Source organism: Nonomuraea sp. NPDC003727 (assembly GCF_053586935.1).
This window is the reverse complement of record NZ_JBSFNE010000009.1, coordinates 429,721-446,915: the sequence shown is the minus strand read 5'-3', so window position 1 is coordinate 446,915 and position 17,195 is coordinate 429,721. Positions and strand designations below refer to the sequence as shown.

General features: G+C 73.0%; 17 protein-coding genes. 10 read left to right on the top strand and 7 right to left on the bottom strand.

Annotated features, from left to right (window positions below; all coding sequences use genetic code 11):
- The 3 genes from ACWDLG_RS25045 to ACWDLG_RS25035 form a co-directional block, all read left to right on the top strand.
- On the top strand, nucleotides 1-1,115 hold a 1,115-nt coding region (locus tag ACWDLG_RS25045), incomplete at its 5' end, for a sensor histidine kinase (protein WP_449923889.1).
- A gap of 102 nt (nucleotides 1,116-1,217) precedes the next feature.
- Nucleotides 1,218-2,063, top strand: a complete 846-nt coding sequence (locus ACWDLG_RS25040; RefSeq protein ID WP_449923886.1) for a universal stress protein — start codon at nucleotides 1,218-1,220, stop codon at nucleotides 2,061-2,063.
- A gap of 97 nt (nucleotides 2,064-2,160) precedes the next feature.
- The gene (locus ACWDLG_RS25035) at nucleotides 2,161-3,264 is read left to right on the top strand and encodes a sulfite oxidase (protein WP_449923883.1); all 1,104 of its coding nucleotides are present in this window, start codon (nucleotides 2,161-2,163) and stop codon (nucleotides 3,262-3,264) included.
- Between the two features lie 63 nt (nucleotides 3,265-3,327).
- Here ACWDLG_RS25035 and ACWDLG_RS25030 read toward each other — a convergent pair whose 3' ends face one another.
- The gene (locus tag ACWDLG_RS25030; RefSeq protein WP_449923880.1) at nucleotides 3,328-4,164 is read right to left on the bottom strand and encodes a universal stress protein; all 837 of its coding nucleotides are present in this window, start codon (nucleotides 4,162-4,164) and stop codon (nucleotides 3,328-3,330) included.
- Nucleotides 4,165-4,397: 233 nt separating this feature from the next.
- Between ACWDLG_RS25030 and ACWDLG_RS25025 the strand changes: the two genes are divergently transcribed.
- Nucleotides 4,398-5,114, top strand: coding sequence for a DUF6544 family protein (locus ACWDLG_RS25025; protein ID WP_449923877.1), 717 nt, complete (start codon nucleotides 4,398-4,400; stop codon nucleotides 5,112-5,114).
- Nucleotides 5,115-5,122: 8 nt separating this feature from the next.
- Here ACWDLG_RS25025 and ACWDLG_RS25020 read toward each other — a convergent pair whose 3' ends face one another.
- Nucleotides 5,123-6,208 carry an acetate/propionate family kinase gene (locus tag ACWDLG_RS25020; protein WP_449923874.1) on the bottom strand — a complete coding sequence of 362 codons (1,086 nt, stop codon included), beginning with the start codon at nucleotides 6,206-6,208 and terminating at the stop codon, nucleotides 5,123-5,125.
- Between the two features lie 96 nt (nucleotides 6,209-6,304).
- On the opposite strand from ACWDLG_RS25020, the gene ACWDLG_RS25015 reads away from it, so the two are divergent.
- A complete protein-coding gene (locus ACWDLG_RS25015) occupies nucleotides 6,305-7,150 on the top strand; it encodes a universal stress protein (protein ID WP_449923872.1) in 846 nt (281 codons plus the stop codon).
- Between the two features lie 108 nt (nucleotides 7,151-7,258).
- Here ACWDLG_RS25015 and ACWDLG_RS25010 read toward each other — a convergent pair whose 3' ends face one another.
- Both ACWDLG_RS25010 and ACWDLG_RS25005 read right to left on the bottom strand, forming a co-directional pair.
- Entirely contained in the window at nucleotides 7,259-7,555 is a 297-nt protein-coding gene (locus ACWDLG_RS25010) for a winged helix-turn-helix domain-containing protein (RefSeq protein ID WP_449923869.1), read from the bottom strand.
- A complete protein-coding gene (locus ACWDLG_RS25005) occupies nucleotides 7,552-7,680 on the bottom strand; it encodes a hypothetical protein (RefSeq protein ID WP_449923867.1) in 129 nt (42 codons plus the stop codon). The genes ACWDLG_RS25010 and ACWDLG_RS25005 overlap by 4 nt, the downstream gene beginning before the upstream one ends.
- Nucleotides 7,681-7,765: 85 nt before the next feature.
- Here ACWDLG_RS25005 and ACWDLG_RS25000 point away from each other — a divergent pair, with 85 nt between their 5' ends.
- The 3 genes from ACWDLG_RS25000 to ACWDLG_RS24990 all read left to right on the top strand — a co-directional run bounded on the left by ACWDLG_RS25000 (nucleotide 7,766) and on the right by ACWDLG_RS24990 (nucleotide 11,671).
- Nucleotides 7,766-10,114, top strand: a complete 2,349-nt coding sequence (locus tag ACWDLG_RS25000; protein WP_449923865.1) for a phosphoketolase family protein — start codon at nucleotides 7,766-7,768, stop codon at nucleotides 10,112-10,114.
- A gap of 9 nt (nucleotides 10,115-10,123) precedes the next feature.
- Nucleotides 10,124-10,774, top strand: a complete 651-nt coding sequence (locus ACWDLG_RS24995; protein WP_449923862.1) for a CBS domain-containing protein — start codon at nucleotides 10,124-10,126, stop codon at nucleotides 10,772-10,774.
- Between the two features lie 69 nt (nucleotides 10,775-10,843).
- Complete coding sequence (locus ACWDLG_RS24990) at nucleotides 10,844-11,671, top strand: Kae1-like domain-containing protein (protein ID WP_449923859.1); 828 nt, start codon at nucleotides 10,844-10,846, stop codon at nucleotides 11,669-11,671.
- A gap of 86 nt (nucleotides 11,672-11,757) precedes the next feature.
- Here the strand turns inward: ACWDLG_RS24990 and ACWDLG_RS24985 are convergent, their stop codons facing one another.
- The 3 genes from ACWDLG_RS24985 to ACWDLG_RS24975 form a co-directional block, all read right to left on the bottom strand.
- Nucleotides 11,758-12,447 carry a CBS domain-containing protein gene (locus ACWDLG_RS24985; RefSeq protein WP_449923856.1) on the bottom strand — a complete coding sequence of 230 codons (690 nt, stop codon included), beginning with the start codon at nucleotides 12,445-12,447 and terminating at the stop codon, nucleotides 11,758-11,760.
- On the bottom strand, nucleotides 12,444-13,034 hold the full coding sequence (locus ACWDLG_RS24980; RefSeq protein ID WP_449923854.1) for a CBS domain-containing protein: 591 nt from the start codon (nucleotides 13,032-13,034) through the stop codon (nucleotides 12,444-12,446). The genes ACWDLG_RS24985 and ACWDLG_RS24980 overlap by 4 nt, the downstream gene beginning before the upstream one ends.
- A gap of 169 nt (nucleotides 13,035-13,203) precedes the next feature.
- Nucleotides 13,204-15,768: a bifunctional acetate--CoA ligase family protein/GNAT family N-acetyltransferase gene (locus tag ACWDLG_RS24975; RefSeq protein WP_449923852.1), complete on the bottom strand. Its 2,565-nt coding sequence runs from the start codon at nucleotides 15,766-15,768 to the stop codon at nucleotides 13,204-13,206.
- A gap of 179 nt (nucleotides 15,769-15,947) precedes the next feature.
- Here ACWDLG_RS24975 and ACWDLG_RS24970 point away from each other — a divergent pair, with 179 nt between their 5' ends.
- Both ACWDLG_RS24970 and ACWDLG_RS24965 read left to right on the top strand, forming a co-directional pair.
- Nucleotides 15,948-16,667, top strand: a complete 720-nt coding sequence (locus ACWDLG_RS24970) for a universal stress protein (protein ID WP_449923849.1) — start codon at nucleotides 15,948-15,950, stop codon at nucleotides 16,665-16,667.
- Nucleotides 16,664-17,167, top strand: coding sequence for a universal stress protein (locus tag ACWDLG_RS24965; protein ID WP_449923846.1), 504 nt, complete (start codon nucleotides 16,664-16,666; stop codon nucleotides 17,165-17,167). The genes ACWDLG_RS24970 and ACWDLG_RS24965 overlap by 4 nt, the downstream gene beginning before the upstream one ends.
- Nucleotides 17,168-17,195 lie beyond the last annotated feature (28 nt).

The following is a 17,195-nucleotide window of genomic DNA, read 5'->3' as shown; positions in this document are numbered from 1 at the left end:
TGTACGAGGAGACGCGGCGCAGGGAGACGTGGTTGCAGGCCTCCTCGGAGATCACCACCAGCCTGCTGTCGGGAGCCGCCTCGCACGACGTGCTCAGCATGCTGGCGTCGAGCGCCAAGGCGATGACCGACGCCGACGACGTCCTGGTCATGCTGCCCGACGACGCCGGGCAGAACCTGACGATCGAGGTCGCCGAAGGCCGGCAGGCCGAAGATCTCCGCGTCTCCTCGGTTCCCGTGGACGGCAGCGTCACCGGCCATGTCTTCACCACCGGCGAGCCGTTGATCGAGATCAGCTGGCACCTGCCGGCGGAGTCGCCGCTCAGCCGGCTGGGCGCGGGCCCGGCGCTCGTCGTGCCGCTCGGCGCGCCGCAGTCCTTGCGGGGCGTCATCGCCATGGTCAAACGGCCAGGACGGCTGCCGTTCGCCCGCGGTGACCTGGCGATGATGATGGCCTTCTCCGGACAGGCGGCCATCGCGCTCGAACTGGCCGAGACCCGCAGGGACGCCGAACGGCTGCGCCTGCTGGAGGACCGCGACCGCATCGCCAAGGACCTGCACGACGTGGTCATCCAGCGGCTGTTCGCCACGGCCATGACCCTGATGGGCGGGTTGCGGATGGTCGAGCGGCCGGAGGCGGCGGCGCGCGTCCAGCAGGCGGTCGACGACCTGGACGAGACGATCCGGCAGATCCGCTCGACCATCTTCGCCCTCCAGGTCTCCAGGGGGCCGGAGGCGCCCAGCCTCCGCGCCCAGATCGTCGAGATGGTCGAGGACGCCCGCGGCCACCTCGGCTTCATGCCGGGCTTGCGGATGGAAGGCCAGGTGGATCACCAGATTCCCGAGCAGGTGGCCGAGCACCTGCTCGCCGTCCTGCGCGAGACCCTGTCCAACGTGGTACGGCACGCCAAGGCCACCAGGGCGGACGTCGGCGTGATCGTCGCCGACGACACGCTGACCCTCGTCGTCGAGGACAACGGGGTCGGCATCCAGGAGGAGGGCAGGCGTAGCGGGCTGCGCAACCTCGAGGAGCGGGCCGCCCGGTGCGGTGGCGTCATGGAGGTCGGCTCGCCGGCCACGGGCGGCACCCGCATCCACTGGAGCGTGCCGCTGTAGCCGCCCGCTCCCAGGGGCCGAAGGTCACCCGCTTCGGGGACCTCCGCCTCCTCCCGCCTGGCCACGCGGCTGCCAGGCTGAGGGGAGGAGAAGGAGGCTGCCATGACGAACGCGAAGACGATCGTCGCAGGGACGGACGGATCCCAGCCGGCGTCGAGAGCGGTCGAGTGGGCCGCGGCCGACGCGGGCCGCAGGAAGCGCGCACTGAGGATCGTCCACGTGTGCGAACGCTGGGGCGTACCGGAGCAGACAGTGTCGTGCCAGGAGTCGCTGGCGGCCGACGCCGAGCGGGCGCGCCTGGCCGCTCCCGGCGTGCGGGTGACGACGGAGCTGCTGCCCGGGCACGTCGTCGAGACGCTCCTGGGCGAGGCCGCCGCCGCCGAGTCGATCGTGCTGGGCAGCAGGGGGCTCGGCGGGTTCGGCGCGCTGCTGCTGGGCTCGGTCGGGCTCGCCGTCGCCGGGCACGCGGACGTGCCGGCCGTCATCGTGCGCGAGCCGGAACGGCCGGAGCACGGCGAGGTCGTGGTGGGCATCGACGGGTCGGAGCACTCCGAGGCGGCCCTGGACTACGCGCTCGAGCAGACGCTCGCGCGGGGCGTCCGGCTGCACACCGTGCACGCCTGGCAGATGCCGGTCACCGCGCCGTACGCGACCGGCTACGGCGACATCGCGGACCGGGTGGCCGAGGACACCGCCGACCTGGTGCGCAAGCGGGTGGCGCGGTGGCGGGACGAGCACGGCCACATCGAGGTCAAGGAGTCGTTCCTGTGCGAGCATCCGGTCGCCGCGCTGGTCGACGCCTCCCGGACGGCCGCCCTGGTCGTGGTCGGGTCCCGGGGAATGGGCGGGCTCGCCTCCGCCGTGCTCGGCTCGGTCAGCCACGGCCTGCTCCACCACGCCCACTGCCCCGTCGCGGTGGTCCGCCCGCGCAAGGAGCCCACCGGCTGACGGCGCCCGGGCCGATCGCGGTCGACCGGGAATTTGCCGTCCGGGAGCTGGACACCCGCTTGCCCGAGGGGGTAGCACGGGACAAGGGGTGGTGGACATGGCCACTGTCGACACATCGGTGAGCCCGCCCGCGCGAGTGGCGGATCCCGGCGAGGGCATCTCGCTGGACGAACTCCGGCTCGCGGCGCGCAACCACGGCATGCCGCTGGAGGCGCTGCGCTACGACGTCACCCCGGTGGGCCTGCACTACCTGCTGATCCACTACGACATCCCGTACCTCGACCCCGGTGAGTGGCGGCTGCGGATCGACGGCCACGTCCGGCACCCGCTGACCCTCGACCTCGCCGCGCTCCAGGCCAGGCCGCAGGTCACCCAGCGCGTCACCATGGAGTGCGCCGGCAACGGCCGGGCCCGGCTCGACCCCCGGCCGATCAGCCAGCCCTGGCTGGACGAGGCGGTCGGCACGGCCGAGTGGACCGGCACCCCGCTGGCGTCGCTGCTGCGCGAGGCGGGCATCCGGGACGGCGGCGCCGACGTGGCGTTCACCGGCGCCGACCACGGCGTCGAACGCGGCGTCGAGCAGGACTACACGCGCGGCCTGCCGCTGGCCGAGGCGCTGCGCGAGGACGTGCTGCTGGTGCACACGATGAACGGGCAGCCGCTGCCGCCGCAGCACGGCGCTCCGCTCCGCCTGCTGGTGCCCGGCTGGTACGGCATGGCCCAGGTGAAATGGCTCGTGCGCGTCTCGGTGCTCGACACGCCGTTCCAGGGCTTCCAGAACGCCACGGCGTACCGGATCAAGCAGGGACCGGACGACGTGGGCGAGCCGGTGACCAGGATCAGGCCGCGTGCGCTCATGCGGCCTCCCGGCTTTCCCGACTTCCAGACCCGCGAGCGCGTCGTCGACCGCGGCGTCCACGAGCTGATCGGCCGGGCCTGGTCGGGGCGGGGAGCGGTGACGCGGGTCGAGGTCAGCGCCGACGGCGGGGCGACCTGGTCGGCGGCCGAGCTGGATCCGCAACCCGGCCGGTACGCCTGGCGGGCCTGGCGGTGGACGTGGCACGCGCAGGAGCCGGGACGCCACGAGCTGTGCGTCAGGGCGCGCGACGCCGCCGGCGACGTCCAGCCGGTCGAGCAGCCGTGGAACCGCCAGGGCATGGCCAACAACCAGGTGCAGCGGGTCCCGGTCCTCGTGCGGTGACGGCCGCCCGCGGACCACCCCACCAGGGAGATCGCCGGACCGCGAGATCACCGGGCCACGAGATCACCGGGCCACGGCCACCGGGCAGCGCGCGCGGTGCAGGACGCCGTGGCTCACTGAGCCGAGCAGCGCGGCGGACTTCACGCCACCGCGGCCCCTGCTGCCCACCACGAGCAAGCCGGCCCGTTTGGCGGCGGTGACCAGGGCGATGATCGGCGGAGCGCACACCAGGTCCTCGATCACCTTCACGTCGGGCCGTTCCGCGCGCCACGGGGCGACCAGGTCACGCAGGGCGCGGGTCTGGGCCTGCAGCGCCGCGTCCCTGTCGAAGGAGATGAAGTGGACGGGGACCTGCCACGCGTGCACGACGCGCAGCGGCACGCGGCGCCGCGCGGCCTCGGTGAAGGCGTGCGCCAGCGCGGGCCTGCTGGCCTCCGAGGCGTCCACCCCCACCACGACCTCGTCGCCGGCCGGCGACGCCTCGCGCGCCACGACCACCACGCCCCGCGCATGGCTGACGACTCCCAGGCTCACCGAACCGAGGACGGCGCCCGCGAGGGCGTTCAGCCCGCGGGTGCCCACCACCAGCTCGGCCGCGTCCTTGGACAGGACGCTCAGCTCGGCCACGGGATGCCCGACGGCCAGCTGGGTCGTCACCGCCAGGCCGGGCCGGTTGTCGCGCACGTCCCTGGCGGTGTGCTCCAGCAGTGCCTGGCCGGCCTTCGTCAGTTCGTCCTGCAGGTTCATGGACGAGAAACGAGGCGTGCTGTAGCGGGCGTAGTCGACGACATGGACGACATGCAGCCGAGCCCCCTTGCGCTCGGCGTCCTCGGCCGCCCATGCGACCGCGACGGCCGCGTCCGGCGAGCCGTCCGTCCCGACAACGATCTGCTCGGTCATGTCACGCCCTCCTTTCCTTCTCCACGGTGCGACCGTTCGGGAGAGAAGGGCAGGGTCGAAGGGCCCTACCCGCGCGGACCAACGGCACCGGCCCCGCGTCCGGCCCCGGCACCCCGCGGGCGGGACGAAAGTCCTGCCCATCGGGGACCTTCGCCCCCAGCCGCGCCACCGTCCGCGCGGTGCCATGGAGCCATGACCGAAGACCGCGCCGTGCCGCCCGTGGCGGACCCGTCATGAGCGTCGTCGTGGCCCCGCCGGGCCTGACCGACCGGGCCAGACACGACTGGGCCGTCCTGCAGACCCCGACGCCCGAGCCGCGCCCGTTCGACCCCGCCGAGGCGCACGCGCTCCCCGACCCCGCCAGGCGCTGGCTCACCCGCGCCGTACGGTCGGGCACGCCCCTGCGGACCTCCGTCGTGCTCGGCAGCCACGGCGCGATCAAACTCGGCACCTCCTGGCGCGACTTCCACGCCCGGCAGGCGCTCGCCCCGCTGACCGGCTACGTCTGGGCGGCCGGCACCCACCTGGTGACCGGCTTCGACCGCTACCTCGACGGGTCGGCGCAGATGCGGTGGCGGCTGCTCGGCCTCTTCCCGGTGATGTCGGACGACGGCCCCGGCGTGGCCCGCAGCGCGCTCGGCAGGCTGGCGGCCGAGTTCGTCATGGTGCCCGCCGTCGCGCTCGACCCCGCGGTGCTGTGGAAGCCGGTCGACGAGCGGCGGGTCGTCGCACGCGTCCACGACCACGACGTGACCCTGACCGTCGCGCCCGACGGCCGTCTGGAGTCGGTCCACCTCTCCCGCTGGCACGAGGATCGCTACGAGAGGTTCACCGCCACGTGCGCGGCCGAGACGACGTCCGGCGGCTTCACGATCCCGGGCGAGCTGCGATGCTCATGGGAGGACGAGGACTTCATCTGGTTCGTCGTGGACCAGGCGATCTTCCGCTGAGCGCCGGCTCAGGCCCGGCCCACCACGTCGATCACCTGGCGGGCGATCTCCCACTCCTCGTCGGTGGGCACGACCATGACCGCCACGTCGGCCTCCGGCGGGGAGACGAAGGTCTCGCCGGCCTGGTTGCGCTCCGGTGAGACGGCGATCCCGAGGCGGTCCAGGCCGGACAGCGCGGCCGCGCGCGTGCCGTCGTCGTGCTCGCCGATCCCGCCGGTGAAGACGATCGCGTCGACCCGGCCGAGGACGGCGTAGTAGGCGCCGACGTACTTGCGGATGCGATAGGCGTACACCCGGCGGGCCAGCACGGCGGCCGGATCGCCCTCGTCGGCCGCCTGCCGTACGCGGCGCATGTCACCGGCTCCGGCCAGCGCCAGCAGGCCGCTGTCGCGGCTGAGGGCGTCCTCGACGTCGCGCACGTCCATGCCCGCGACCCGGGACAGGTAGCCGGGCAGCGCGGGGTCGACGTCGCCCGAGCGGGTGCCCATCACCAGGCCTTCCAGCGGCGTCAGCCCCATCGAGGTGTCGACGCTGCGCCCGCCCGCGACGGCCGTGGCGCTGGCGCCGTTGCCCAGGTGCAGCACGATCAGGTTGACCTCGTCGAGCGGCCGGCCGAGCAGCCGGGCCGCCTCGCGCGAGACGTAGGCGCAGGACGTGCCGTGGAACCCGAAGCGCCGCACGCCCCAGTCGCGGGGGACGGCGTAGGTGTGCGCCTCGGCCGGCAGCGTGTGGTGGAAGGCGGTGTCGAAGACGGCCACCTGCGGCACCCCGGGATAGGCGGCGGCGACGAGGCGGATGCCGGTGAGGTTGGCCGGATTGTGCAGCGGCGCGAGGGGGGTGAGCTCCTCGATCGCCGCCGTCACCCGCTCGTCGACCAGGACGGGCTCGCGGAACCTGGTGCCGCCGTGCACCACGCGGTGACCGACGGCCCTGGGCCTGACGTCCTCCAGGGACTCCAGCATGGCCGAGACCGCCGCCCCGTGGTCGTCGACGTTCTCGGTCAGCCCGCGCCTCAGCCGGGTCCCCTTCTCGACATCGATGACCTCGTACTTCAAGGACGAGGAGCCGGTGTTGAGCACCAGGACGCTGATCACTGGATCACCCTACTTCGGTCCTCCGTGTTCGAGGACCTTCGCCTCTGTCGCTGCGGGGGGCTTCGGCGGTGCGATGGGGAAGACGAAGGAGGAGCCATGATCGTTGCTGGGTTCGACGGTTCGGCCGCGGCGAAGGCCGCCGTGGAGTGGGGCGCCGACGACGCGCTGCGCCTGGGCGTACCGCTGCGGATCGTGTACGCGGTGGACCGCTGGCCGTACCAGATCGCGGCGTTCCCGGCGCAGGAGTGGCCGGACACCCTGATCCAGGCGGGGCAGAAGCTGCTGGCCGAGGCCGAGGCGGTCGTACGGGCGCGCCGGCCCGAGGTGACGGTGGACACGCGGCTGGTCCAGGGCTCTCCCTCGGCCGTCCTGGTCGAGGCCGCGGGCGAGGCGGCCGAGGTCGTGGTCGGCAGCAGGGGCCTGGGCGGTTTCACGGGCATGCTGCTCGGCTCGGTCAGCATGCACGTGGCCGGTCACTCGCCCTGCCCCGTGGTCGTGGTACGCGATGCTCCGGAGCCGGCGCGGGGCGAGATCGTGGTGGGCGTGGACGACGCGCCGGGCGGCGAGCCGGCGCTCGCCTACGCGTTCGAGCAGGCGAAGCTGCGCGGCAGCAGGCTGCGCGCGCTGCACGCGTGGGAGCTGCCGGTGCACGTCTACTCTCCCGGGCTCGTCTACGACCTGGACGAGATCAGGGAGCGGCAGCTGAAGGTCGTCGCCGAGACGATCGCCGCCTGCCGGGCGAACCACCCGGAGGTCGAGGTCGTCGAGGACGTCAGGCAGGCGCACCCGGTGCAGGCGCTCACCGAGGCGTCGGCACAGGCCGATCTGGTGGTCGTCGGCAGCCACGGCAGGAACCCCGTGGAGCGGGCGCTGCTCGGCTCGGTCAGCAGGGGCGTGCTGCACCACGCCACCTGCCCGGTCGCCGTCGTCCGCACCGCCTGAGAGCCCCCGGCAGGGCGGCCTCCGTGAAGCTCAGCGCTTCACGGGGGTGCCGGCGTCGATCAGACGGCTTGCTTCATGATGTTGTGGGCGTCGTGGCCGGCGGTGGGTTCAGGCACCGGTGATCCTCCGTAGGACGGCGGTGTAGGTGGCGAACGCGGCCCTGCCCTCGTCGGTGAGGGACAGCGAGGTGCGGGGCCGCTTTCCCACGAAGCCCTTGGACACCTTCACGTAGCCCGCCTCCTCGAGGACGAGCACGTGCTTGGACAGCAGGGAGTCGCTGACCTCGATCGTCTCCTTGAGAAAGCGGAAGTCGGCCCGGTCTGCGGCGGCGAGCGCCGCCATGATCGACAGGCGGACGGGGGCGTGGATGATCTCGTCGAGATCCTGCCGTGGGTGGGTGCTCATCGTGTCCTCATCAGCCGCCAGGCGGCGTAGAGCATCGGCAGCCCGCTGGCCGCGCTGAGCGCGACGCCGGTCACCATCCACGACGGAGGCAGGGGCGCGGGGCCGTACATGTACTCAACTCTCATTCACGTAGATGCCTCGCGGTTGAGGGTCGCGGTTGAGGACCAAGGTCCCTATCCACGCGGCGGCGGCCGGACGAGTGTGGCGGGTATGAAGGACATCGACGCCTACTGGCGTGCGGCGAACTACCTTTCCGTCGGGCAGATCTACCTGCTGGACAACCCGCTGCTGCGGGAGCCGTTGAGGCCGGAGCACGTCAAGCCCCGGCTGCTGGGTCACTGGGGGACCACACCGGGGCTGAACTTCTGTTTCGCCCATCTCAACCGGATCATCGCCGAGCGTGACCAGGAGATGATCTATGTCGTGGGCCCGGGGCACGGGGGGCCGGCGGCGGTGGCGCACGCCTGGCTGGAGGGCTCCTACAGCGAGCGGTATCCGGACGTCTCGCAGGACGAGGCGGGGATGCGCAGGCTGTTCCGCCAGTTCTCCTTCCCCGGCGGCGTCCCCAGCCACGTCGCGCCGGAGACGCCCGGCTCGATTCACGAGGGCGGCGAGCTCGGTTACTCCCTGGCGCACGCCTACGGCGCCGCCTTCGACAACCCGGACCTCGTCGTCGCCTGCGTGGTGGGGGACGGCGAGGCGGAGACCGGCCCGCTGGCGGCCAGCTGGCACTCGGGCAAGTTCCTCGACCCGGCGCGGGACGGTGTGGTGCTGCCGATCCTGCACCTGAACGGCTACAAGATCGCCAACCCGACGGTGCTGTCCCGGATCCCCGAGGCTGAGCTGCTGAAGCTCATGGAGGGGTACGGCTACCGCCCGCACGTCGTCGGCCCGTCCCACGAGGAGATGGCCGCGACGCTCGACGTGGTCTTCGACCAGATCCGCGACTTCAGGGACGGGCAGGCCGGCAGGCCACCGATGATCGTGCTGCGGACGCCGAAGGGCTGGACGGGACCCGCCGTCGTGGACGGCGTCCAGGTCGAAGGCACCTGGCGCGCCCACCAGGTGCCGCTCGCCCAGGTGCGCGAGAACCCCGAGCACCTGGCGCTGCTGGAGGAGTGGATGCGCTCCTACCGGCCCGAGGAGCTGTTCGACTCCGAGGGACGGCCGATGCCGGAGGTGCTGGCGACCGTCCCGCGCGGAGAGCGCAGGATGAGCGCCAGCCCGCACGCCAACGGCGGCGAGCTCCTCACCCCGCTGCGCCTGCCCGACTTCAGGGACTACGCGGTGGAGGTGGCCGAGCCCGCCACGCGGACCAGCGAGCCCACCCGCGTCCTCGGCGGTTTCCTGCGCGACGTCATCGCCCGCAACCCGCGCACCTTCCGGCTGATGGGCCCGGACGAGACCGCCTCCAACCGGCTGTCGGCCGTCTTCGAGACCACGAACCGGGCATGGAACGCCATCCTGCTGCCCGGCGACGACCATCTGGCCCCCGACGGGCGTGTCATGGAGGTGCTGAGCGAGCACCTGTGCCAGGGCTGGCTGGAGGGCTATCTGCTGACCGGCAGGCATGGCCTGTTCACCTGCTACGAGGCGTTCATCCACATCGTGGACGCGATGTTCAACCAGCACGCCAAGTGGCTGCAGACGGCCAGGCGGATCCCGTGGCGGCGGCCGGTGGCGTCGCTGAACTACCTGCTGTCGTCGCACGTGTGGCGGCAGGACCACAACGGTTTCTCCCACCAGGATCCGGGGTTCCTGGACGTGGTGGTCAACAAGAAGGCCGACGTGGTGCGCGTGTATCTGCCGCCGGACGCCAACACGCTGCTGTCGGTCGCCGACCACTGCCTGCGCTCGCGCGACTACGTCAACGTGGTCGTCGCCGGCAAGCAGCCGGTGCTGGACCTGTTCACCATGGAGGAGGCGATCGTCCACTGCACCCGCGGTCTCGGCATCCTGCCGTGGGCCTCCACCGACGCCGGGGCCGAACCGGACGTGGTGCTGGCCTGCGCCGGCGACGTGCCGACGATGGAGACGCTGGCCGCGGCGGCGATCCTCCGGGAGCGGCTGCCGCGGCTGAAGGTGCGGGTGGTCAACGTCGTCGACCTGATGCGGCTGCAGCAGCCGTCGGAGCATCCGCACGGCATGTCGGACGCCGAGTTCGACGCGCTGTTCACCACCGACCGGCCGGTGATCTTCAACTTCCACGGCTACCCGTGGCTGATCCACCGGCTCACCTACCGGCGGCACGGGCACGCCCATATGCACGTGCGCGGCTACAAGGAGGAAGGCACCACGACCACGCCGTTCGACATGGCCATGCTCAACGACATCGACCGCTACCACCTGGTCATGGACGTCATCGACCGCGTCGAGGGCCTCGGCACCGCCCAGGCGCATCTGCGCCAGGACATGGCCGAGGCGAGGCTGCGCGCCCGCGCCTACACCCGCGAGCACGGCGAGGACCCGCCCGAGATCCGGGACCTAAGGCCTGGCCTGGCGGGACGTTCGCCGCTGCCGCCGCGGACCGCGGACGAGCAGGCTGGTAGCCGACCCTAGGAGGAAACCATGGCCATTCAAGTCCAGGACGTCATGGGCCGTGTCGCCATCGCCGTGCTGGAGAGCGCGACGTTCGCCGACATCGTGGCGGCGATGAAGCGTTACGCCGTGGGAGCGGTCACCGTCATCGACGCCGACCGCCGCCCGGTGGGCGTCGTCTCGCAGGACGACCTGCTCCTGAAGGAGATCGACACGGTACGGCACCCCACCTCCATCTTCGAGAGCGCCACGACCCGGGCCGAGCACAAGAAGGCCGCGGGCAGGACCGCCACCGAGCTGATGACCACGCCCGCGATCACCGTCACCCCCGGCACCCTCGTCAAGGACGCCGCCAGGATGATGCACGACAGCCGCATCAGGCAGCTGCCCGTGATCGACGCGGTCACCGGGCGCATGGTCGGCACCCTCCACGAGGCCGACGTGCTGCGCGTCTTCATCCGCCCGGCCGAAGAGCTGGAGGCGGAGGTCAGGCAGCTGATCGGCGCCGGCTTCACGATCACCGTCCACAAGGGGGTCGTCACGGTCGGCGGCCACGTCGAACGCGCTTCGCAGGCCATCGCGCTCGTCGAGCAGATCAGGCGGCTGGAAGGCGTCGTGGACGTGGTCCCCGAGCTGACCTTCCCGCGCGACGACCTCTACCTCGTCCCGCCCCTGATGTGAGAGGTCCCCGGTGAGCACCAGGAACGCCGTCGGCACGGCGGACACCACCGAGTGGGAGGCGCCGGTCCCGTGCTCGGCCCGCATCTCGGCGACCTGGAGGACGACGCGACGCTGGACGCCTTCGACAGGAAGCTGACATGGCTGCGCGACGTCCACGGCATCGAACCCGAACTGGCCGCGCACGATCTGCATCCCGGATACGTGTCCACCAGGCTGGCCCAGCGGTGGCCGCGCCGCGTCGCCGTCCAGCACCACCACGCGCACGTCGTGGCGGTCGCGGCCGAGCACGGGCTGCCCGGACCCTTCCTCGGCCTCGCCTACGACGGAGTCGGGCTCGGCGACGACGGCACGTTCTGGGGCGGCGAGCTGCTGCTGGCCCACTACACCGGATACCGGCGGCTGGGCCGCTTCTCGCACGCGCCGATGCCCGGCGGCGTGGCGGCCGTCCGCCGGCCCGCCCGCATGGCGCTCGGCTATCTCATCGGCGGAGAGACCGCCAGCCCTGCGCCGGTGCCGGGCGACCTGGCCACCGACGCGGCGATCGTCAGGAACCTCATCGCGCGCAACGCCAGATGCCCGGTCTCCTCGAGCGCGGGTCACCTCTTCGCCGCCGCCGCGGCGCTGCTCGGCCTCTGCGACATCACCACCTTCGAGGGCGAGGCCGCCCTCAGGCTCGAACAGTGCGCGACCGGTACGGCCGAGCCGCTCGCCTGGCGGCTCGACTGCAGGGCCGGGCTGTGGGTGTACGACGGCGTCGCGACCCTGCGGACCCTGCTGGCCCGCCTGGAGCCGGCGGGCTTCGACCCGTTCTTCGGCGAGCGGATCCCGGTCAACGACGGCGGGATCAGCTTCGGCCAGGCCGCGATCGCCGCCGCCCGGTCAGCGTCCTGGTCCTGACTGACGCCGCCCAGCAGGCGTTCGTTGTCTCTGGGGTCCGCCGGCCAGACGCCGCTGGTCAGGCGCCGCTGGTCAGGCGCCGCTGGTCAGGCGCCGTCCCATGTCGGCAGGTCGGCCGCCCCGACGTCGTCGCGCCCCCACGTCACCTGGTCGTGGACGGCGACCACGCCGTCGACGTTCTCGGCGTCGCGAACCGCGAGGAGCGCCTCGCTGAGCGTGCCGGTCGTGCCGGTCATCGTGACCACGCCCTGCTCGACGACGACGTCGACCCGCGCCGCGGTGCGCGCCCCCAGCGCCCTGACGACCTCGGCCCTGATGTCCTCGTCCCGGCGGACGAACACCTTGAGCAGGTCGCGCCGGCTGACGACGCCGACGAGCCGGCCGCCGGCGTCCACGACGGGCAGCCGCTTGACCCCGCGGGCGTCCATCAGCCGGGCGGCGCTCACCACGGAGGATCCGGGTGTCGTGACGACCGCGGGAGAGGTCATCAGCTCGCGGGCGGTCTCGCCGGTCGCCTTGCGCGGGGTGCCCGTGCGGTGGCGCAGCCGTGCGCGCAGCGGCGGCCGGTAGACGTCGCCGTAGTAGCGCTCCTTGAACTCCTGCTTGCACAGCAGATCGGCCTCCGACACGACGCCGAGCACATGGCCGCTGTCGTCGACGACCGGGACGCCGCTGACGCCCCGCGCGATGAGCAGCTCGGCGATCACATGGAAGGGGGCGTCGGCTTCGACGGCGGCGACGCCGGTGGTCATCACGTCCTGGACGGTGGCCCTCATGGCGCGCTCCTGCGGGTGACCCGGACGATGCCGGGGACGGTTCTGGCGATCACGTCGGCGACGTCGTCGGCGGGTCCGGCCAGTTCGGCGATGCCGTCCTGGACGTTCACCCCGTCGCCGGGGTACCGAGGGTACTGCTCCCGCAGCGCCGCGAGCACGTCGTCGCGCAGCATCGAGTCGGGGCGGGCGAGCAGCGCCATCAGGTCGCGCCTGCTGACGATGCCGACCAGCGCGTCGCCGCGGATCACCGGCAGGCTCTTGACCCGCTGGCCGACCATGAGCTCGATGGCGGTGGTGACGTCCGTGTTCTCCGTGACGGTGATCACCTTGCCGGTCATCACCTCGCCGACGGTCGACGGCGGGGGCTCGGCCGACCCGTGGACGGGCAGGGCGTGCGCTCGCGGGTCGGGGTCGAACTCGCCGCGAAGCAGATCCAGCTCGCTGACGATGCCGATCACCCGGCCCGCCTCGTCTACGACGGGAGCGGCGGTGATGTCGTGCCCGTGGAGGAGACGGATGGCCCGCCGCACCAGGTCGGTGCGGCGGACGGTGACCACGGGACTGGTCATGACCTCGCGGACGAACATGGCTACCGGCCACCCCGGGCAGGGCTGTCGTCCTCGGCCGAGGCCAGGTCGTCGACCGCGTCGACCATGTCGTTCACTCTGGTGCGCATGATGGCTCCTCCCCATCTCCATCCCAGGCCCGGAAGGGCGGGTGCTGTAGGGTCCGAAGTCCCTGCGTGTCCGCCGTTGGTCAGCGCAGGCGGCGGCGCAACGGCGAGGGCCGGTCCTCGGGCGGGGCCAGCCTGATCCGGGCGTCGACCGTGGCCGCGCCCCGCTCGGTCACGATGACCGGGTTGAGGTCGAGCTCGGCCACCTCGGGCAGGTCGTCCAGCAGCCGGCTCACGCGGGCGATCTGGTCGGTCAGGGCGGCGACGTCCACCGGCGCGGCGCCGCGGTAGCCGTACAGGAGGGGCGCGCAGCGCAGCTCGCCGACCAGCTCCGCGGCCGCGGCCGCGCTCAGCGGCGGCACCCTGAAGGCGCGGTCGGCCAGCAGGTCGGCGGCGATCCCGCCCATGCCGACCATGACCAGCGGCCCGAACGCGGGATAGCTGACGCCGCCGACGATGATCTCCACTCCGGCCGGCAGCTGGCGCTGGACGATCGCGCCGGTCATGCCCTCGACGGTGGCGGCCATCTCGAGGTAGGCCTGCCGTACCTCCTGCCGGGTCCGCAGGTTCAGCCGGACGCCGCCGGCGTCGCTCTTGTGCACCGGCCCCACGGCCTTGAGCACGGCGGGCAGGCCGGTTCGGCCGGCCGCATCGGCGGCGGCCTGCGGACCGTCGGCGGGCAGCGACTCGCACACGCTGATGCCGTAGCAGCCGAGCAGCCGGGCGGCGGCCGCGGGGGAGAGCCACCCCTCGGGCTCGCCGCGCACGATCTTCCGGGCGGTCTCGACGTCGGCGGCCGGCAGCTCGCCGACCGGTTCGGGCTTCCACTCGGCGTAGTGAACGGCGTGGGTGAGCGCGGCCAGGGCCTGCTCGGGGAAGGCGTAGGCGGGCACGCGCCCGTCGATCAGCCCGCCGTGCCCCATGACACAGGCCAGGACGGTGTTGGTCGCCGATCGGGTGGCGGCCGCGATGGCCTCGCGGGTGGCCTCCAGGCCGGATCCGAAGGGAGGGGTGTAGACGACGAGAACGGTGTCCACCTCGGGGCTGGTCGCCAGGGCCGCCACGGCCGCGCCGAGCTGCCGCGCGCTCGCCTCGGCGGTGAGATCCACGGGATTGCCCAGCGCGGCGGCCGGCGGTCCGTCCACCAGCCCGGCCGGCAGCTCGGGGACGACCAGCCCGTACCGCTCGCAGGCGTCGGCCGCCATGGCCTCGGGGCCGCCGCTGTTGCCGACGATCGCCACGCGCCTGCCCCGCGGCAGCGGCTGGTGGGACAGCAGCCTGGCGGTGTCGACCAGGTCCTGCAGCGTGTCGAGCCGGATGACGCCGGAGGCGCGGACCAGGGCGTCGACCGCGATGTCCGGGGTGGCGGCGGCCGCGGTGTGCGAGCGCACCGCCCTGCCGCCCGAGTCGGACCGGCCGCTCTTGACCAGCAGGATCGGCTTGGCGGCCGACACCCTGCGGGCGATGCGGGTGAACCTGCGCGGGTTGCCGAACGACTCCAGGTACAGCGCGATCACCGAGGTGGCGGCGTCGTCGGCCCAGTACTCCAGCAGGTCGTTACCGCTCACGTCCGCCTTGTTGCCGACCGAGACGAAGGTCGAGACGCCGAGCTGGTCCAGCAGGGCCGCGCCGATCGCGCCCGACTGCGACATCAGGCCCACGGGTCCCTTCTCTGGCCGGCGGTCCATGAAGGTGGCGTGCAGGCCGATGGCGGTGTTCGCGATGCCCAGGCAGTTGGGGCCGATCAGGCGCATGCCCGCCGTACGGCAGACCTTCAGCAGGTCCTGCTCGGCCTCGCGGTCGCCGCTCTCTGCGAAGCCCGCGGTCAGCACCACCAGCCCGGCGACCTGGGCCTCCGCACACTCGCGGGCGACCTCCGGCACGCGCGCCGCGGGCACGGCCACGACGGCCACGTCCACCTCACCCGGGATGGCCAGCACGCTGGGGTAGCAGCCGGGGTCTCGCGGATTGACCGGGTAGACCGGTCCTTCGAAGCCGCCTTTGACCAGGTTGTCCAGCACGCGGCGCCCGATCGCGCGGGGATCACGGCTGGCGCCGATCACCGCCACCGAACGGGGTTCGAGCACCCGGGTGATCGAGGCGCGCTCGGCGGCGTGGTCCCGCGCCTCGATGGTGGCCGCCAGCCTGCCGGTCGGCGCGAGGGAGATGCGGATCTGCGTGACGTTGCCGTCGACGTGCCGCCTGACGTCGAGCCCGAGGTCGTTCAGGACCCGCAGCATCCGCACGTTCTCCGACAGGACCTCCGCGCTCAGCTCCTTGACACCGTGGTCGGCGGCGTCGAGGGCGGCGTGCTCCAGGAGCAGCGTGCCCAGCCCGTTGCCCTGGGCGGCGTCGTCGATCAGGATGGCCAGGTCGGCGAGGCCGTCGGTGAGAGGAATGCACTCGACCACCGCCACCAGCCGCCCCCGCAGGGTCGCCACCAGAGCGTGGCCGCCGTAGCCGTCGTCGGTGACCGTGTCCATGTAGGCGTGGGCCGTGGTCCGGCCGCTGGAGAAGAATCGCAGGTAGGCCGAGCGCGGGGAGGACCGGTCGACCAGCTCGTGCAACGCCTGCCGGTCGGAGGGCGCGAGCGGGCGCACATGGGCGATGTCGCCGTCACGCAGCAGCACGTCATAACCGTCAGTCATCGTGAACCTCTCCCAGGGCTCGGCATGGTGCGTGGCGCACCTCCCGCTGACGACACTTCCGCAGGCCGGAGCCGGCCGGGAGTGCCGGAGTACCTGCGCGCAGGGGGCGAAAGTCCCTAGTCGCCGGGGCCCGGCGCCGACGAGGCTGGCGGTATGACGCACAGAGTGAGGGCACGGCCATGAACGTCGTCGTGGGCTATGACGGGTCCGACTACTCCATGCAGGCCCTGGACTGGGCCATGGACGAGGCCGAGCTGCGCAGGCTGCCGCTCACCGTCGCCCACGCCTGGCAGTGGCCGTACGGCGAGGCCGACGAGGAGGCCAAGCTCCACCTGCGCAAGGCCGCCGAGCACGTGCTGTGGCACGGCGCCGACTGCGCCAGGCACGTCAGCTCGGTCGGCAAGGTCGAGACCGACCTGTACGAGGGGAAGGCGGCTGAGCGGCTCGTCACGCTGTCCGGCGAGGCCGACCTGGTCGTCGTCGGCTCGCGCGGCCTGGGCGGGCTCCCGCTCGCCGTCCTGGGCTCGGTGGCCACCCAGGTGGCGACGTACGCGAGCTGTCCCGTCGTCGTGGTCCGCGGTCCGGGCCCGCTGCCGTCGATCGCGCATCCCGGCCCCGTCGTGGCGACCGAGGCCGAGGAGGCCGTCCTGGAGTTCGCCTTCAGGGAGGCGTCGCTGCAGCGGCTGTCCGTGCTCGCCCTCGCACCGCTTCCCGCGACATGGCGGGAGCGATACCCCGAGGTCCCGGCGCACACCGGGACCGAGACGCCGCGGGACGCCAGCCTGCTGGTGGTGGGCCGGCCCCGGCGTGGAGAGCTCGGCCGTCTCGCCGGCACGCTGCTGCGCGACGCCCGCTGCCCGGTCGCCGTCGTCCCGGTGACGCGAGAGGCCACGTCGTGAGCGGCGCGTCGATGACGACGCCGGGCCGCCGGCCGGCAGCGGTGCAGACCGGCGGCGTCGGCACGCGACGGGTGGTGGCGGGCGTGGACGGCTCGACGGCGGCCGGGCAGGCGCTGATCTGGGCCGCGGCGGAGGCCGGCAGGCGAGGAGCCACCCTGGTCGTCGTGCACGCCCTGGAAGGCGTCCCGCCGTACCAGGCTCCCTATGCCCCCGCGTCCGGGCGCGTCGACCGGGAGTGGGCGCGGCAGGAGGGCGGCGCCCTGCTCGACCGGGCGGCGACCGACGCGCGGAGGGATCTGCCGTTCTTGCGGGTAGAGCGGTACCTGGTCGAGCTGCCTGCGGCGAAGGCCCTGCTGGAGTACGCCGCGGGCGCGGATCTGCTGGTCCTGGGCGGGGGAAGGGCGCAGCCGGCGGGCGGCGGCGGCAGGATCGGCGCGACGGCGCTCGACTGCCTGCGATGGGCGCCGTGCCCGGTGGTCATGGTGCCCGCGCCGGGATAGCGCTCGACGCCCACCTCGACGCCCACAG

Bases quoted from the DNA above. Each gene is read 5' to 3' on its own strand.
- ACWDLG_RS25040 (WP_449923886.1), top strand. From the start codon at position 1,218: ATGACGAACGCGAAGACGATCGTCGCAGGGACGGACGGATCCCAGCCG.
- ACWDLG_RS25035 (WP_449923883.1), top strand. From the start codon at position 2,161: ATGGCCACTGTCGACACATCGGTGAGCCCGCCCGCGCGAGTGGCGGAT.
- ACWDLG_RS25030 (WP_449923880.1), bottom strand. From the start codon at position 4,164: ATGACCGAGCAGATCGTTGTCGGGACGGACGGCTCGCCGGACGCGGCC.
- ACWDLG_RS25025 (WP_449923877.1), top strand. From the start codon at position 4,398: ATGAGCGTCGTCGTGGCCCCGCCGGGCCTGACCGACCGGGCCAGACAC.
- ACWDLG_RS25015 (WP_449923872.1), top strand. From the start codon at position 6,305: ATGATCGTTGCTGGGTTCGACGGTTCGGCCGCGGCGAAGGCCGCCGTG.
- ACWDLG_RS25010 (WP_449923869.1), bottom strand. From the start codon at position 7,555: ATGAGCACCCACCCACGGCAGGATCTCGACGAGATCATCCACGCCCCC.
- ACWDLG_RS25005 (WP_449923867.1), bottom strand. From the start codon at position 7,680: ATGAGAGTTGAGTACATGTACGGCCCCGCGCCCCTGCCTCCGTCGTGG.
- ACWDLG_RS25000 (WP_449923865.1), top strand. From the start codon at position 7,766: ATGAAGGACATCGACGCCTACTGGCGTGCGGCGAACTACCTTTCCGTC.
- ACWDLG_RS24995 (WP_449923862.1), top strand. From the start codon at position 10,124: ATGGCCATTCAAGTCCAGGACGTCATGGGCCGTGTCGCCATCGCCGTG.
- ACWDLG_RS24985 (WP_449923856.1), bottom strand. From the start codon at position 12,447: ATGAGGGCCACCGTCCAGGACGTGATGACCACCGGCGTCGCCGCCGTC.
- ACWDLG_RS24980 (WP_449923854.1), bottom strand. From the start codon at position 13,034: ATGTTCGTCCGCGAGGTCATGACCAGTCCCGTGGTCACCGTCCGCCGC.
- ACWDLG_RS24975 (WP_449923852.1), bottom strand. From the start codon at position 15,768: ATGACTGACGGTTATGACGTGCTGCTGCGTGACGGCGACATCGCCCAT.
- ACWDLG_RS24970 (WP_449923849.1), top strand. From the start codon at position 15,948: ATGAACGTCGTCGTGGGCTATGACGGGTCCGACTACTCCATGCAGGCC.